This is a genomic window from Eubacteriaceae bacterium ES3 (assembly GCA_030586155.1).
Lineage (GTDB): Bacteria > Bacillota > Clostridia > Eubacteriales > Eubacteriaceae > Acetobacterium.
In genome coordinates this window covers 880355-896412 of the sequence record CP130741.1, presented here as the reverse complement: position 1 = coordinate 896412, position 16058 = coordinate 880355, and the positions used below count along the sequence as shown (strand labels likewise).

At 40.6% G+C, this 16058-nt stretch carries 11 protein-coding genes and 1 riboswitch; of the genes, 4 read left to right on the top strand and 7 right to left on the bottom strand.

Annotated features, from left to right (window positions below):
* Window positions 1-70 precede the first annotated feature (70 nt).
* From Q5O24_04105 to Q5O24_04090, 4 genes are all read right to left on the bottom strand, one after another.
* Window positions 71-1309, bottom strand: coding sequence for a peptidoglycan DD-metalloendopeptidase family protein (locus tag Q5O24_04105; GenBank protein ID WKY48506.1), 1239 nt, complete (start codon window positions 1307-1309; stop codon window positions 71-73).
* A gap of 236 nt (window positions 1310-1545) precedes the next feature.
* A complete protein-coding gene (gene metK / locus Q5O24_04100; protein ID WKY48505.1) occupies window positions 1546-2718 on the bottom strand; it encodes a methionine adenosyltransferase in 1173 nt (390 codons plus the stop codon).
* A gap of 82 nt (window positions 2719-2800) precedes the next feature.
* Window positions 2801-2895, bottom strand: a riboswitch (SAM riboswitch).
* 53 nt (window positions 2896-2948) lie between these two features.
* Window positions 2949-4127, bottom strand: coding sequence for a Xaa-Pro peptidase family protein (locus Q5O24_04095; protein ID WKY48504.1), 1179 nt, complete (start codon window positions 4125-4127; stop codon window positions 2949-2951).
* Between the two features lie 20 nt (window positions 4128-4147).
* Window positions 4148-4633 carry a small multi-drug export protein gene (locus Q5O24_04090; protein ID WKY48503.1) on the bottom strand — a complete coding sequence of 162 codons (486 nt, stop codon included), beginning with the start codon at window positions 4631-4633 and terminating at the stop codon, window positions 4148-4150.
* 159 nt (window positions 4634-4792) lie between these two features.
* Between Q5O24_04090 and Q5O24_04085 the strand changes: the two genes are divergently transcribed.
* From Q5O24_04085 to Q5O24_04070, 4 genes are read left to right on the top strand one after another with little or no spacing between them, the layout of a single operon-like run.
* Window positions 4793-5503: a tRNA 2-thiocytidine biosynthesis TtcA family protein gene (locus Q5O24_04085; protein ID WKY48502.1), complete on the top strand. Its 711-nt coding sequence runs from the start codon at window positions 4793-4795 to the stop codon at window positions 5501-5503.
* Window positions 5504-5524: 21 nt separating this feature from the next.
* The gene (locus Q5O24_04080) at window positions 5525-6211 is read left to right on the top strand and encodes a response regulator transcription factor (protein WKY48501.1); all 687 of its coding nucleotides are present in this window, start codon (window positions 5525-5527) and stop codon (window positions 6209-6211) included.
* A complete protein-coding gene (locus tag Q5O24_04075; protein WKY48500.1) occupies window positions 6212-8011 on the top strand; it encodes an ATP-binding protein in 1800 nt (599 codons plus the stop codon).
* Complete coding sequence (locus Q5O24_04070; GenBank protein WKY48499.1) at window positions 7998-9131, top strand: hypothetical protein; 1134 nt, start codon at window positions 7998-8000, stop codon at window positions 9129-9131. The genes Q5O24_04075 and Q5O24_04070 overlap by 14 nt, the downstream gene beginning before the upstream one ends.
* A 357-nt stretch (window positions 9132-9488) precedes the next feature.
* Here Q5O24_04070 and pyk read toward each other — a convergent pair whose 3' ends face one another.
* From pyk to Q5O24_04055, 3 genes are read right to left on the bottom strand one after another with little or no spacing between them, the layout of a single operon-like run.
* Window positions 9489-11231 (bottom strand): pyruvate kinase, encoded by a 1743-nt coding sequence (gene pyk, locus Q5O24_04065; protein WKY48498.1) that lies wholly within the window; start codon window positions 11229-11231, stop codon window positions 9489-9491.
* Between the two features lie 20 nt (window positions 11232-11251).
* Window positions 11252-12208: a 6-phosphofructokinase gene (gene pfkA / locus Q5O24_04060; protein ID WKY48497.1), complete on the bottom strand. Its 957-nt coding sequence runs from the start codon at window positions 12206-12208 to the stop codon at window positions 11252-11254.
* Window positions 12209-15763, bottom strand: a complete 3555-nt coding sequence (locus Q5O24_04055) for a DNA polymerase III subunit alpha (GenBank protein WKY48496.1) — start codon at window positions 15761-15763, stop codon at window positions 12209-12211.
* Window positions 15764-16058: the final 295 nt, after the last annotated feature.

Sequence of the window (16058 nt, the reverse complement as noted above, 5' to 3'; positions counted from 1 at the left end):
GGCCTCCCTGACAGGATAAATAACTTTCTCCTGTCAGGGAGGCCGGCTCTAATTTTGCACGGCTTTATTATTAAAAATAGTTATACGGACTAACGGCTGATCCGTAGAGGCGCATTTCGAAGTGAAGGTGGGGACCTGTAGAATCACCGGTACTTCCAACAGCACCTACGGTTTGACCTGCACTTACCGTTTGTCCAGCGGAAACGTACATGGCACTGAGATGTGCATAAACTGCTGATACACCATTGCCAAGATCAACTATAATACAATTTCCATATCCACCGTTCCAGCCAGCAGAAATAACCGTTCCGTTACCGGCACTGGCTACCGCTGTTCCACTAGAAGCACCAATATCAACGCCTGAGTGGAAACGCTGATCACCATAAATTGGGTGAGTTCTCCAGCCAAAAGGACTGGTTATTGACCCTGAGCAAGGCCAGACATAACCACTTGAATAGACGATATCACTGGATGATCCTGAGCTGCTTCCGCCGTCACTGCTATTATCAGCACCACTACCAGCATCTCCAGTTGAATTATCAGCTGACTCTTGTGCCGCCTGTTGCGCGGCCTCTTCAGCAAGACGCTGCTGTTCAGCATAATAAGCTTCCAATTGACTTTCGATTGCTGCTCCGGTTGCCACTTCTGATTCCAAAATAGCTGTATACTCATCTAAGATCACCTGGTTTTGAGCAATCAATTGATCTTTTTGTGCTTTTATACTTTCCTGTTCTTCAAGTACCGATTCCTGCTCAGTTCGCTTTTCAACAGTCTTCAGACGATCAGCTTCAATACTTGCTTTTTTCTCATCAATCTCATTCTGAGTCTCTTCCAAGGCTTTTAGAATATCTTTATCTGCCGATACAATGTATCGCGACATATCCAATTTGGTAATAAAATCAGAAAAATCTGTAGCCGAAAAAAGGAATTCCAAAATACTGTCGTTTCCGTACATATATAGGGTACGAACACGATCACTCATTTCATCTTCCTGTTCAGTTTTTTTTGCTTCTGCTATTCCCAGTTCCTGCTGCGTTTTTGCAATTCGCGTTTCCAGCTCAGAAATCTCAGTATTGATACTTTCAATGACACCATTAATCCGGTTAATTTCCTGATTAACTTTTTCTGCTTCAGCAGCAATCCCGTCAATCGTATTTTGGGTCATATCAACCTGATATTGAGCCTCTTCCTGCCTGGCATTACTTTCTGCCAACTGATCGGTAAGCGACGCCCCATTAACAGGACTAATTAAAAATGTCAAAACCAGTGAACCAGTTAAAATCCCTGATAATATTCTATGTTTTTTCATTTGTCTTTCCCTTTGTTTAAAATTTATTGAATTTGTAACGATTGTATTATAGCATACTCTTTGTGAATTAAAAATAGAATTTTCCGAAATTAATTTCAATGCAATTTCAAGGAAAAATGGACCAAATATTCTTACCGAATATGCATTTACCTAAACAAAGCGGGATTTCTATCAGTATTCTTTTAATATTTCTTAATACAAGAGCCTTCAACAAAGTGAAGGCTCTTGTATTTTACTTATCTTTTTAATACATCAACCATATCAAGACGTTCCCATGGTAAATTAAGATCATTTCTGCCAAAATGGCCGTATGCAGCCGTCTGTTTATAAATTGGCGCCCGCAGCCCTAACTTTTCAATAATTGCTGCCGGTCGCAAATCGAAGTGTTCTCTGACTAAGGCTACAATCTCATCTTCTGGAATAGTTCCCGTTTCGAAAGTATCAATATAGATAGAAACAGGCTCCGCCACGCCAATTGCATAGGCCAGTTCAACTTCACATTTTTTAGCCAGTCCGGCTCCAACAATATTCTTTGCCACATATCGTGCTGCATAAGCGCCTGATCGATCTACCTTTGTTGGATCTTTTCCTGAAAAAGCGCCGCCGCCGTGACGACCATAACCGCCATAAGTATCAACAATAATTTTTCGTCCGGTTAAACCGCAATCCCCTTGAGGTCCACCGATAACAAAACGTCCAGTCGGATTGATAAAATATCGGGTGTTTTCGTCTAATAGTTTTTCATCAATTACCGGCTTAATTACTTTTTCAAGCATATCCGTTTTGATCGTTTCTGAAGAAACATCAGCACTGTGTTGAGTAGAAATAACAATCGTGTCAATTCGGGTTGGTACACCATCATCATATTCCACAGTTACCTGTGTTTTTCCATCTGGTCGCAAATAATCAACAACTTTCTCTTTTCGGATATCTGTCAGTCTTTTTGACAACTGATGTGCCAGCGAGATCGGCAGCGGCATCAGCTCCGGTGTTTCATCACAGGCAAAGCCAAACATCATTCCCTGGTCTCCGGCACCTGTTGCCAGGTTGGCTTCTTTAAGGCTTCCTTCCTTAGATTCCAGCGCTTCATCTACTCCCATTGCAATATCAGAAGACTGCTCATCAATGGCTGTAACGACAGCACAGGTATCACAGTCAAAACCATATTTGGCTCGGTCATATCCGATTTCTCGTACGGTTTCACGAACAAGTTTAGGGATATCGACATAGCAGCTGGTCGTAATTTCTCCGGCTACCATCACAAGTCCAGTTGTAACCATTGTTTCGCAGGCTACGCGAGCCATCGGATCCTGCTCAAAAATCGCATCCAGTACCGCATCGGAAATCTGATCACAGATTTTATCCGGATGTCCCTCGGTGACTGATTCAGATGTAAACAGTTTTTTCATATATTCTCCTTATAATTGAACTAATTTATTTACCTCATAAAGAAAACCCCATTAAAAAATGGGGTTTAAATTACTTTAAAACATCCCATCATTGCACATTTGTGCAGGTATTGGCACCATGCATATGCTGGTTGCCGGGTTTCATCGGGCCTGTCCCTCCACCTCTCTGGATAGGTAAATATTCAATTTCCTCACTATACTACACCGGACTGGACTACTTGTCAAGTCCTTTACAAAACTTCACACCCGGTTTGAGTAATCACAACATCATCTTCAATGCGAATACCAATCCCAGCCTCTTTGACATATATTCCCGGTTCAACTGTCATAACCATCCCCGGTTCTAATATCAAATCACCTTGTGGCCTGATATCATGGGTATCAAGTCCTAGAGAGTGCCCGATCCCGTGATAATAATACTCTTTTATGTCACCGCTTGCAGGCAGGCAGTCGTTTGTTCGACACTTTTCCTCAAACAAATCCAGAGTTCTTTTCTGAAGTGCTTTTAAGGAAGCACCGGGTTTATATGCTTTAAACATTTCCTTCTGAACAGAATGAACCATCTCAAAATACATAGCCTGTTCGTTTGTCATCTCCGTTGAGACCGCAACTGTCCGACTTAAATCACCGCAATATCCGTTGACCCGAGCTCCAAGATCAAACAAAACCAGCTCACCTTCTCTAATTCGCCTCTGATTGGTGATATAGTGTAAAACAGTAGCATTTTCACCTGATGCTACGATACTGTCAAATGACGTTCCCTGAGCGCCCCATCGTTTAATCAGATATTCAAAACAGGCAGCCAGCTCATATTCATAGAGTCCCGGCTTAATTTCCTGACACATCCGTTTAAAAGCCTTTTTAGTCAGCTGACTGGCCTTCTTAATTGCCGCAATCTCCTCTGTACCTTTAATCAGTCTCATTCTTTCAAAAATTGGATTTAAATCAGCTGTGTTTTGTTTTTTTAAAAACTGCTTAAGTGTCTCTTCCTGAATTTTAAAATTTTGATAGGGTAAGACTCTGGAATCAAGGTATAAAGCGCTGATTTTTCGGGCCTTAAGATCATCCGGTAACTGTTCATATGTTTTAATATCTCGAATGCCTGTCTGATGAGCAGCCTCATCAGCTCTTAGTTTACGGCCTTCCCATTTCTCTTTTAACGGATCTACTTCGTTTAAGTAGAGACTTTCTTCCAATTCTCCATGCTCATTTTTAAACAGAACATATAAAACCAGGGCTTCCTCTAATCCAGTCAGATAATAAAAATTATGGTTAACCCGAAATGGATAATTGGCATCTGCCGACATCATAATTTCCCTTCCAGAAAAAACCAGAGCCAGATCATTTTCTTTCAGTTGTTCGCCAAGTGCCCTTCGTCTGCTTTGATGAAATACTTTTGATAATGCCATTTTTCTTCCTTTCAGAATATTTAAACTAACAATAAACCACCAGCAACCAGCATTGTCACAATCAGTCCCGCCGTCATCGTGCCAAGGATCACCGAAATCATACTTTGTCTGAATTCCATTCCCATTAATGAAGCGGCCAGACAGCCAGTCCATACTCCTGTTCCCGGCAAGGGAATGGCTACAAAGAAAAACAGACCAAAAAATTTAGTTCGGGCAATTTTATCTGATTTTTTCATTCCTTTGCGAATAATCCATTGTGCTAGACTACCAAACACCTTCGTTTTTGCCATCCAATTGAGGATTGCGGGAATAAAAGCCAAAATAAAGGGAGCTGGAATCAAGCTTCCCAAAACTCCCAATAAATAAGTCTGTATATAGGGCATTCCGTAAACAAGGATTCCCAGGGGAATCGAACCTCTTAATTCAACGACTGGAATCGCTGAAACCAGAAGAATTTCAAACCAGTCCGGTAAAAATGCCAATAAACTTATAATTGTTTCTTTCATCAGGGATAATCTCCTTTTATTCTGGGTGATTCGATGTTACAATATTCTCAATGTCATCAGATTCCCATTTTACCTTTTATCTAATTTTTTGACAAGCCATTTTCTATTTAAGGTTAACTATTATCTGGTCTGGCATAATTTCTATAATGGAGTACATCTTTGAAAAAAATTCTTGGTCCTCTACGACGAGGCATTGAACAATATGAAATGATTAAACCTGGCGATTCCATCGCCGTTGGTCTTTCTGGCGGGAAGGACAGTACAGCCCTACTGATGGCAATGAAACGCTTTCAGTATTTTTCACCTGTTCCTTTCGAATTAAAAGCGATCACCCTGGATCTCGGTTTTGAGGGAATGGATTTCACCCCACTGGTTGATTTATGTAAAGAGCTTACAGTTCCCTATACGATTAAAAAAACAGAAATTGGCCCTATAGTTTTTGAAGAACGGCAGGAGAAAAGCCCCTGCTCCCTGTGTGCCAGAATGAAACGTGGCGCACTTCACGATCTGGCAATTTCTGAGGGTTGTCGGAAAATTGCATTTGGTCATCACAGTGACGATGTGGTTGAAACATTTTTTCTCAGTCTTTTTTACGAAGGACGAATTAACACATTCTCTCCCGTAACTTATCTTGATCGAAAAGATATCACCCTGATTCGCCCGATGATTTTCGTTAAAGAAAAAGACATTTTATTCGATCCTTTACTAAAGGAACTACCGGTTATCAAAAGCACCTGCCCTGCCGATGGCCATACCAAACGTGAAGAAGTAAAACAATTATTAAAAACAGTGAAACTGACCGTACCCGATCTCTATGACCGGGTTATCCGAGCTATCCAAAATGAAGAACAATTACACTTGTGGTTTTAAATACAGAAAGAGGGATACAAAATGAATGAGAAAATTTTAGTTGTCGATGACGAAGCTTCTATTGTTGATTTAATAAAAATGGAACTTGAATTTGAAGGATATCAGGTGGAAACCGCATACGATGGCGTTGAAGCTGTGGAAAAAGCACTGGAAATCCGACCTGATCTTATTGTCCTGGATATTATGCTGCCCAAAAAAAATGGCTATGATGTTTGCCGCGAACTTTCTCCCCAGCTGGGTGTACCAATCATTATGTTGACCGCAAAAACGGATATTATCGATAAAGTTCTGGGTCTTGAACTGGGTGCTGATGACTACCTGACTAAACCCTTTGATAATCGCGAGCTACTGGCTCGAATCAAAGCCCATTTGCGCCGTTCAGCGACTATTATGGATCCGCCAAAGGAAGATTCAGTGATTAAAAATGGCGATCTCTGCATCTATCCCGATGAACGGATGGTAACTCTTAAAGAAGAAGAAATTCATCTTACTCCCAAGGAATTTGAACTCCTCTTCCTTCTTGCCTCCAATCTGGAACAGGTTTTTCCCCGAGATTCTCTGCTCGAAAAAATCTGGGGTTACGACTATTACGGTGATACCCGAACCGTTGATATGCATGTCCAGCGAATTCGTCGTAAAATTGATTCTCAGGGCAATAAATATATTCAAACGGTCTTTGGCATCGGTTATAAAATGAGGAAAATTTAAATGCATCTCACCTATCGTGCGCGAATTATCCTCTACAACTTTTTGCTGTTCTCTTTTTCCTTTCTGTTTATCCTGTTTTGTGTCTATCAGGGAACTTCCTACTATTACATTAATCAGACAAAAAATTTGCTGATGGAAATTTCCAAGGATTCGACTCTGTATATCAGTCAGGAATTAAAAAACATTTCTGATGATTCCTCCCTGGAAAACAGTTTTATCAGCAACAGCCTGTATTTGGGTCATACTATATCGGCAACAGAATCTACCCGCACGTTATTATATGACGCAAATGGTGTTCTGATTGCCGATTCCAGTACACTAACAACCTCAGCCAGCCTGGATACTGAAGTTAATCTTTCACGTAAAGAAAATGCGCCGGTTTTTACCCTAAAAAAAATCAATAACACTACTTACGCCTATTTTACTGCCCCTATTTCAGTTGACGAAACACTGATTGGCTATCTTGGATTTGTCTACTCGCTGCGGGACATGGATGTTTTTTTAAGCCATGTCGCCTTTTTTATGTGGGTTAGCAGCAGCATAGCACTAATCGCTATTGCAGTCACATCTTTTCTTTTTGCCAATAATTTCATCCGCCCGATCAAAGACCTGACAAAAATCTCAGAAGAAATTAACGAAGGCAACTATAATCTGGCGATTTATTATAAGCACGAAGATGAAATAGGAGAACTGACAAAAGCTTTTAATGGGATGATTACCAATAACAACAGCATGATTATTCAGCTTGATTCCGAAAGAAAGCGCCTAGCCGGAGTCCTTGCTTCTCTTGATGATGGTCTTTTAGCACTTGATCGAAACGGTAATATCATTACCTCAAACCGTTATATCAAGACTTATTTTAACGTCAGTAATCCAAAAAGTATTTATGATTTTCAATATCAGTCCTTTCTTAGAGATATTTTTGATCGTCTCAAAAATGGTAAAGACCATATTCAGGAAGATATAGACTGCAATGACCGTAACCTGCTCCTGATCGGCAGTCCCATCCGTGAAAAAGGCTTTGAAGAAAATTACATGATTATTATCAGAAATATGACTGCCGCCAAGCATATTCAAGACGAACAGCGCAAATTTATCAGCAGCGTTTCTCATGAATTAAGAACCCCATTGACAACTATTATTGGTTACACTGATATGCTTACCAGACGGCAGGTAGTCGACCCTGAAATTTTAAACCGATCGCTTAACACTATCAACCGCGAGGGTCACCGACTTTTACGTCTGGTTGACACCCTTTTAAATGCTAATAAAGTCGATAAGGCAGAGTTTGATTTTAAGAAAACAAATCTGAACATTGTTATCCTTTTATCTGAAGTTGTCGAACAAATGCAAATAAAGGCCGCACAATCGGAGGTTGAAATTAACTATCGTTCTGAAGACCTGCCTGAAATTCTTGGCGATTATGATCGACTGCAACAGGTTTTTATCAATATAATCCACAATGCTATTAAATATTCCAACCCGGGCGATATCATAGATGTGGTCTCAACTATTGAGGACCAGCATATCAATGTGTCAATCAGAGATTATGGTCCTGGTATTTCTGATATTGAACAAAACCGGATCTTCAATGCCTTCTACCGTGTTGAAGAAGACCGCTCCCGCGGTCCTGGTGAAGGCGGGTCTGGTCTCGGTCTTTATATTGTTAAACAGATCGTTGAAAAACACGATGGTCAGATCCACATAGAGAGCGTTGTTGGTGAAGGGACCAATATTATCGTTACCCTGCCAATCCTCGAAGAACTGATCTATGGAGGAACTAAAGATGATACACTTTAAAAAGCTTTTGTTAGTCAGTCTACTGATGTTTTTTTATCTTCTGGCTGCCAGCGGTTGCCAGAATATTCTTTTTCCATATAATGTTCCGGTCGTTCTGCAGGATGATCAGAACAGTGAAACAAATAACCCATTGGAGTCTACGATAATCAGCTATCAGTCTATTTCTACTGGTATCGTTCAGGATATCAGCTACAGCGGCTCCAATTTGATTGTTCTCAATCCAACCGTCCCTTACTCTGTTAGTATCCTTGACACCAACAATTTTCAACTGACCAATTTTGTGACAACTGACAAACATCAGTCTTCAGCAGTTTACGATTCATATGATACTGGTATTTACTATATCGAAGCAACTGCTAATTCTGAATCAACTACTACTGATGTTCAACTAATCTGGTCTGATGTAAACAAAAGTATTACCCGAGTTATTTCTGATCCGGAAGAAAATGTCGTCCCCAATTTTGGCATTGCTGACCAGGGCAAAGTGGTTTATGGTAATAACAGCAATGAACTGATTCTTTCAGACAACACCGGTAATCGTACAGTCTTTAAAAACCCCGATAACGATACCTTGCTTCAAGTCGGTTATATTGATGATGAATCCGGTTTTGTTTTTATCGCCTCCAACCCTGCTGCCGAAGATAAAAGCAACCTGTATTACGCACAAATTCCTGATGATTCAAACGAGCTTTCGCCAATCCTGATTAGTGAAAATGTCTCGAATTTTAATATTGATACGCTCAACAATCAGATCCTTTTTATCAGGAACAGCGGTGACAGCCAAAACATCTGTATTTGGCAGCTTAATCACAGTAAGCCGACAGTTCTGACAACTGGTACATTTGGCAGTGCTCAATTTACACCAAGCGCAGAAAACATCATCTATACCCAAACTTCAACCAGTAACAAGGATTCGAAAAGTCAGTCAATCTGGATAATGGATCGTAATGGTGAAAATCCGATTCAATTAACGGCCCCGATTAATTTAAGTTCCAATATTGTCTGCCACCCATTTCAGTCAGTACTTTTCTTTTCTGTTGAACGTAATACTGATAATACAGAAAGTTATAACTCCCGCGTTATATCTGAAGTCTATCAGATGGTCTATCAGTTAGAGTAGTGGCCATGCATTTTCAAGTTACACTTGAATGCATGGGGCTTGGTATTTGCTTTGTTTGTTATACTTACCTCAACCAGGCTATTCGTTGTGGCTGTCTCCACAACTCATATCGGGCTTCGCCCGATAAAGAAAAAATAGAAGAGTCCCATGCATTTTCAAGTTACACTTGAATGCATGGCTCTCGGTATTTGCAGTGTTCGTTATACTTACCTCAGCCAGGCTATTCGTTGTGGCCGTCTCCACAACTCATATCGGGCTTCGCCCGATAAAGAAAAAATAGAAGAGTCCCATGCATTTTCAAGTTACACTTGAATGCATGGGACTCTTCTATTTTTTCTTTGCCTGGCTTCATTGTTCTTACATCATCTTCACACGCCCCTGGTAGATCATGCCGCGTTTGGGGTCGATGGAAATTAGTTTTCCGTGTTCGATTAATTCCAGTGCTTTTAGTACATTGACAATAACAGGAATATCATAATGCAGGCCAGCAATCGCTCCCTCAGAACTTAAACCACCTTCTTCTGTAATGATTGCTGATGCTTTAGGAAGAATCGCACTGATATCCGGTGTTAATGCCTGAACGACCAGAATATCGCCTTCTTCAAAATCCTCCATATTTGCTGCAGTGATCAGTTTTGCATTGCCAGTGACAGCTTTCTTGCCAATTCCAACACCACTAATAATTGCATTACCCACCGTATGTACTTTTATCATATTGGTATTCCCCTGAACACCTAAAGGTACTCCGGCAGCAACCACAACAATGTCACCAAAGCAAACATAATCTAAAGCCACAGCCTGCTTAACTGAATCCACAATCATGCTGTCAGTATCTTTAAATTCCGGAATATAGATGCAATCCACTCCCCAGACTAAAGCCAGACGCCTGACTGTCGAAACCTTATCGGTTACGGCTAAAATACTGCAATCTGGTCGATATTTTGAAATCATGCGGGCTGTATGACCCGATGAAGTTGCCGCCACAATCGATTTTGCATCTAACTGACTGGCTATTTGACAGGCTCCCTCACTGACAGCATTGGTGATACTTAATTCGCCATGATCGGGCTTTTTACGTCTGTCATATTCCTCCGAATCTTCGCTTTGGATGACGATATTATTCATGGTTTTTACCGCTTCCAGTGGATAAGAACCAGCCGCAGTTTCCCCTGACAGCATTACTGCATCGGTTCCGTCAAATACTGCATTGGCCACATCTCCCACTTCCGCACGGGTTGGACGAGGGTTTCGCATCATTGAATCCAGCATTTGAGTCGCCGTTATAACCGGTTTTCCCAACAAATTGCATTTACGGATAATACTTTTTTGGACAAGCGGGACTTCCTCAGCTGGTATTTCAACACCAAGATCACCTCTGGCTACCATGATTCCATCAGAAACGGCCAAAATCTTATCTATTTTTTCAACACCTTCGCGATTTTCAATTTTAGAAATAATGTTAATTAGGTCTCCACCGTTTTTCTCAAGCACTTTTCTGATCTCCAGAACATCCTGGGGTTTTCGAACAAAAGAAGCGGCGACAAAGTCAATCTTCTGTTGAATGCCGAAAATAATATCTTCTTTATCCTTTTCTGTAATAGCTGGAAGTTCAATATTTACATCCGGTATATTAATACTCTTACGGCTTCCAAGTGTTCCGCCATTAAGAATTTCACAATTTATTTCAGACCCTTCAATACTTTTAACTTCCAGCTGAATCAGACCATCATCAATTAGAATTCGATTACCCGGATTCAGTTCACCTGGTAAATTAATGTAAGAAATGCTTACTCTATCCTTATTACCTGAAATGATTTCACTGGTTAATACAACATTCTCGCCTTTAACCAGTTCAACTTTTCCTTCAGTCAATTCACCAGTTCTGATTTCCGGCCCCTTAGTATCAAGCATAATTGCCACCGGAATACCCAGCTCTTTTCTAACTTCTTTAACCCGGTTTATTCTTTCAGCATGTTCTTCATGGCTACCGTGAGAAAAGTTTAGCCGCGCTACATTCATTCCATTCAATATCAATTCCTTTAACAAATCTGTGGAATCTGTAGCCGGTCCTAATGTACATACTATTTTAGTTTTTTTCATATTAACCCTCATTTCAATATTTATATCGATAAAATCGATGCTATATCATACATATCCTGCCTAAATACTTTTGGCATTTCCAACGCTTCTTTTAGGGGAACTGCCAGGTATTCGCCTTTTTGTTGAACGATTACCCGTCCACTTTCTTGTCGAAGCAAAGCTTCAATTGCATGAAAACCCATAAAACTGGCCAGATTACGATCCTCGTTTGAGGGACTTCCCCCTCTTTGTATATACCCAAGATTTGTCCCCTTAGTAGTAACCTGGGTTTTTTCCTGTATTTTTTCACAGTAACTGAAATAATCGCCGCAGCCTTCAGCAAGCATTACAATACTATGCAACTTACCACGATCTTTACCGATTAAAAGTCGCTCACAAATAGCATCCAGATCCGTATCCACTTCCGGCAAAATCATTGCTTCCGCACCACCGCTTAAACCAGAATATAAAGCTATGTCACCGCACTTACGTCCCATTACCTGGATCACATTTATCCGATTATGAGAATATGTGGTATCACGGATTTTGCCGATCGCATCCAATGCAGTTGTCACTGCAGTATCAAACCCGATGGTGTAATCACTACAACCCAGATCATTGTCAATGGTACCAGGAATCCCTATAACGCTGCAGCCAAGAGCCTCGAGCGCTAATGCCCCACTAAGACTACCGTCCCCGCCAATAATTATCAGATGATCGATCCCATATTCTGACAGTACTGCTGCCCCTGCCTTTTTTCCAGCTTCTGTTGCAAAAAAATCACTTCGTGAAGTTCTTAGAATCGTCCCGCCTTTTTGAATAATATCTGCAACTGAATACACATTAAGTGGTACGATCTCCTTTTCAAGTAAACCCGAGTAACCGCGTTGAATCCCATAAACTTCGATATTGTTATAAATTGCCGTTCGGACTACAGCACGAATCGCCGCGTTCATTCCAGGAGCATCTCCTCCACTAGTCAGTACACCAATACGCATTTAATTTACCTCCACATTCTGATCACCTAGAATTGTTTCAAGCTCCCTGATCAGGCGTTCATCTAAACGAACCCACATTTCCCGGCTAGCACCAAAACGAGTGTTTTCTTTTTCAAAATATAATATGACTGGCATTTCCCCTGGAAATTGAACCAGTACTTTCTTAACCTTGTCAATTAAATACTTCTGACTGTAATCTGAGAATTTTAAGAATAACTTTTTTGTTTTCTTCTCTTTATCATTAAGCGAATAAACTGCTTTTTCTTCCTGAACACTGTTCTTATGTTTGGAGATTTCTCCGATCGGAAAAATTTGATCTGCCAGCACCGAGGCGCTGGTTTCTTCGTTGTAACTGATCTTTCCTTTAACGATGACCGGTTGATCCATTTTCAGATACCGCCGATAAGACTCATAAATTCTGGGAAAAACCACAACTTCAATTTTGCCGTATAAATCTTCGATTGTCATAAAACACATCATCTGGCCCTTTTTTGTCATCATCGGCTTCAATTCCTGAATCAGTCCGCCGATACTTACCATTACACCATTTGAAAATCCCGCTTCTTCAAGCTCCTGATCATTATCTACCATATTTGAAAACAAGTTAACGGTCTTTTTTAAGATTTCTTCATATTGATCTAATGGATGACCTGTTACATAAAGACCCAAAACTTCTTTTTCCAAAGCCAGACGTTCTTCTTTAGAAAATGGATCAACTTTTGGAAAATGCTCTTCTTTCATACTGACAAGATTCTGACCACCTCCCAAAGCATCCAACTCCAACAATGAGATCTGACCGGATAAACGGTCTTTCTTCTCTACTTGGACCTGTTCGATAATCCGTTCTGAATCCGACAAAAGCTGAGCCCTGGAAGAACCGGTAAAATCAAAGGCTCCTCCTTTAATCAGGCTTTCAATACAGCGTTTGTTCAATAACTTCAAGTCAACTCTTTCACAAAAATCTCTGAATCCTTTAAATTCGCCTTCCAGCTCACGTGCCATGATAATCGATTCAATTGCATTTTTACCCAGCCCTTTAACCGCGCCCAATCCAAAACAGATTGAGGTGGCTGAAACACTGAATTTCTCAAAACTGACATTGACACCTGGTGGCAGAACATGAATACTCATTTTTCGGCAATCATCTATATATTTTGCTACTTTTTTTTCATCATCCATCACACTTGACATTAGGGCAGCCATAAATTCCTGTGGATAGTGATATTTTAACCAGGCTGTCTGATAAGCGATTACTGCATAAGCAGCCGCATGGGATTTATTAAAGGCGTAGTTCCCAAAATCTTTCATTTCCTCATATAAATCTTTAGCCGTCTTTTCAGGAACTCCTCTTCTAATCGCACCCTCAACGATAATATTACCGTTTTCATCCGTTTCACCATACACAAAAACGTGGCCTTCCGCATCCATAACTGATTGTTTTTTCTTGGACATGGCTCGTCTGACAAGATCACTACGTCCCTTGGAAAAGCCGGCCAGATCTCTGAAAATCTGCATAACCTGCTCCTGGTAAACCATACAGCCGTAAGTAACATTGAGAATTGGCTCAAGCATTGGGTGTAAATAAGCTACATCAGCCGGGTTCTTTTTATTATGTATATAACGGGGAATCTGCTCCATTGGTCCCGGTCGATATAAAGAGATACCGGCAATAATATCTTCAAAATTATCCGGCTGCAATTCTTTGACAAACTGCTGCATTCCCCGACTCTCCAATTGAAAAACACCTAATGTATCGCCTTTTGAAAGCATAGCAAACACATTCTGATCGTTCATTTCAATACGGGCGAGATCAGGACAGAGCTTTTTGGCGTTCGTAATGTTTTCTAGCGTATCACGAATTACCGTCAATGTTCTAAGCCCCAGAAAATCCATCTTTAAAAGGCCTAAATCTTCTAAGAGTCCCATCGTAAATTGTGTGGTGATTACATCGCCATTGCGATAAAGAGGAATATACTCGACCAAGGGTAAATCAGAAATCACCACTCCAGCTGCATGGGTTGAGGCATGGCGGGATAAACCTTCAATAGACTGAGCTGTCTGCAGCAAATTTTTGATCTGAGAATCCGCTTCCTGCATTTTTTTTAGTTCAGGATTTTCTTCAAGAGCAGTTTTAATCGTGACATTTTTCCCTGGATGTTGAGGAATCTCTTTAGCAACCCTATCAACAAAGCTATAAGGCAGGTCCATTGCCCGACCCACATCCCGGATTGAACCTCGGGCAGCCATAGTTCCAAAAGTAATTATTTGTGCCACTCGGTCGCCGCCATATCGGTCTACAACATAATCGATCACTTCCTGACGCCGTTCATAACAGAAATCCACATCAATATCCGGCATGGTAACCCGTTCCGGGTTTAAGAAACGTTCAAACAGCAGGCTGTACCTGATCGGATCGACGGTGGTAATATCCAGCCCATATGCGACCAGGCTCCCGGCAGCACTACCCCGACCTGGACCAACCATTATATTGTTCTCTTTGGCATACCTGATAAAATCCCAGACGATTAGAAAATAATCATCAAAACCCATGGTATGAATAACATCAAGCTCGTAGCCAACCCGTTCTATAATCTCACTGGTCAATTCGCCATACTTTTTTTTCAGACCTTCCAGACATTTTGCTTTAAGATAATGTGCTGCGGTTTCACCATCAGGCAATTCAAAAACTGGGAGATGTGTTTCTTCCAAATCAAAGTGAACCTGGCATCTTCTGGCAATAAGATTGGAATTTTCGATCGCCTCAGGGACATCAATAAAAAGACGTGCCATCTCCTCAGTGCTTTTTAAATAAAATTCCTGATTGGGAAAACGCATCCTTTTTTCATCCTTTACATTAGTCCCCATCTGAATACATAGAAGAATGTCATGATTTTCTGCATCATTTTTATTAATATAGTGAACATCGTTGGTTGCAACTAACGGAATGGAAAGTTTTTTCCCGATTTCTTTAAGCCGTTCATTAACCAACGCTTCATTTCTCAAGCGATGGTCCTGAATTTCCAGGAAAAAATTGCCTTTGCCAAAAATATCCTGATAAAGCCGACAAATTTCTTCTGCTTTGCTGATTTCATTATTAATAATCAGAGCTGGGATCTCTCCCGCCACACAGGCTGACAGGCAAATAATCCCGTCACTATATTTTCGCAAGCAGTCATGATCGACTCGTGGCTTATAATAAAAACCGTCAATATAGCCCTTTGAGACAATTTTCATCAGGTTTTTGTATCCCTGGTTATTCTCGGCCAATAAAATAAGATGGGCACTTTCTTTATCAAAATGTGATTCTTTCTGATCAAGGCGACGAGAAGCAACATAAACTTCACAGCCAATTACAGGATGAACCCCATATTTTAGGCAGGTACGATAAAAATCAACCGCACCAAACAGAACACCATGATCCGTCAGAGCGACACTTTCCATCCCCTGGTCTACAACTGATTTCACCAGGTGTTCAATCCGGCCGAATCCATCAAGCAAACTATATTCTGTATGTACATGTAAATGTGTAAATTGTTTTGTCATTCTATTTTCCATCACTTTATTAAGCTGACCTCTTCTATTTCAGTCCGATTATAACACAAGGCCTTGCTATTGAATAGTATTTTGTCCCACTCGGATATATTTGATCCCGCCACCTTTTAAACTATTTATATCTTAGATTATAATTCATAAGTCGTCAGGCCGCAACGGTCTGGCATTAAATTGATTTTAAATTTCCAGATATTAATCTTCGTAAAACATTCCATATGTATAAACTGTGTAGATATTAGAAAAATATTCAGCTCAGTAATCCGTTAATAAATTAACAGTCTTTTTTTAATTGTTAATC

Coding starts and splice junctions, on each gene's coding strand:
- Q5O24_04105 (WKY48506.1), bottom strand. CDS start 1,309: ATGAAAAAACATAGAATATTATCAGGGATTTTAACTGGTTCACTGGTT.
- metK (WKY48505.1), bottom strand. CDS start 2,718: ATGAAAAAACTGTTTACATCTGAATCAGTCACCGAGGGACATCCGGAT.
- Q5O24_04095 (WKY48504.1), bottom strand. CDS start 4,127: ATGGCATTATCAAAAGTATTTCATCAAAGCAGACGAAGGGCACTTGGC.
- Q5O24_04090 (WKY48503.1), bottom strand. CDS start 4,633: ATGAAAGAAACAATTATAAGTTTATTGGCATTTTTACCGGACTGGTTT.
- Q5O24_04080 (WKY48501.1), top strand. CDS start 5,525: ATGAATGAGAAAATTTTAGTTGTCGATGACGAAGCTTCTATTGTTGAT.
- Q5O24_04075 (WKY48500.1), top strand. CDS start 6,212: ATGCATCTCACCTATCGTGCGCGAATTATCCTCTACAACTTTTTGCTG.
- Q5O24_04070 (WKY48499.1), top strand. CDS start 7,998: ATGATACACTTTAAAAAGCTTTTGTTAGTCAGTCTACTGATGTTTTTT.
- pyk (WKY48498.1), bottom strand. CDS start 11,231: ATGAAAAAAACTAAAATAGTATGTACATTAGGACCGGCTACAGATTCC.
- pfkA (WKY48497.1), bottom strand. CDS start 12,208: ATGCGTATTGGTGTACTGACTAGTGGAGGAGATGCTCCTGGAATGAAC.
- Q5O24_04055 (WKY48496.1), bottom strand. CDS start 15,763: ATGGAAAATAGAATGACAAAACAATTTACACATTTACATGTACATACA.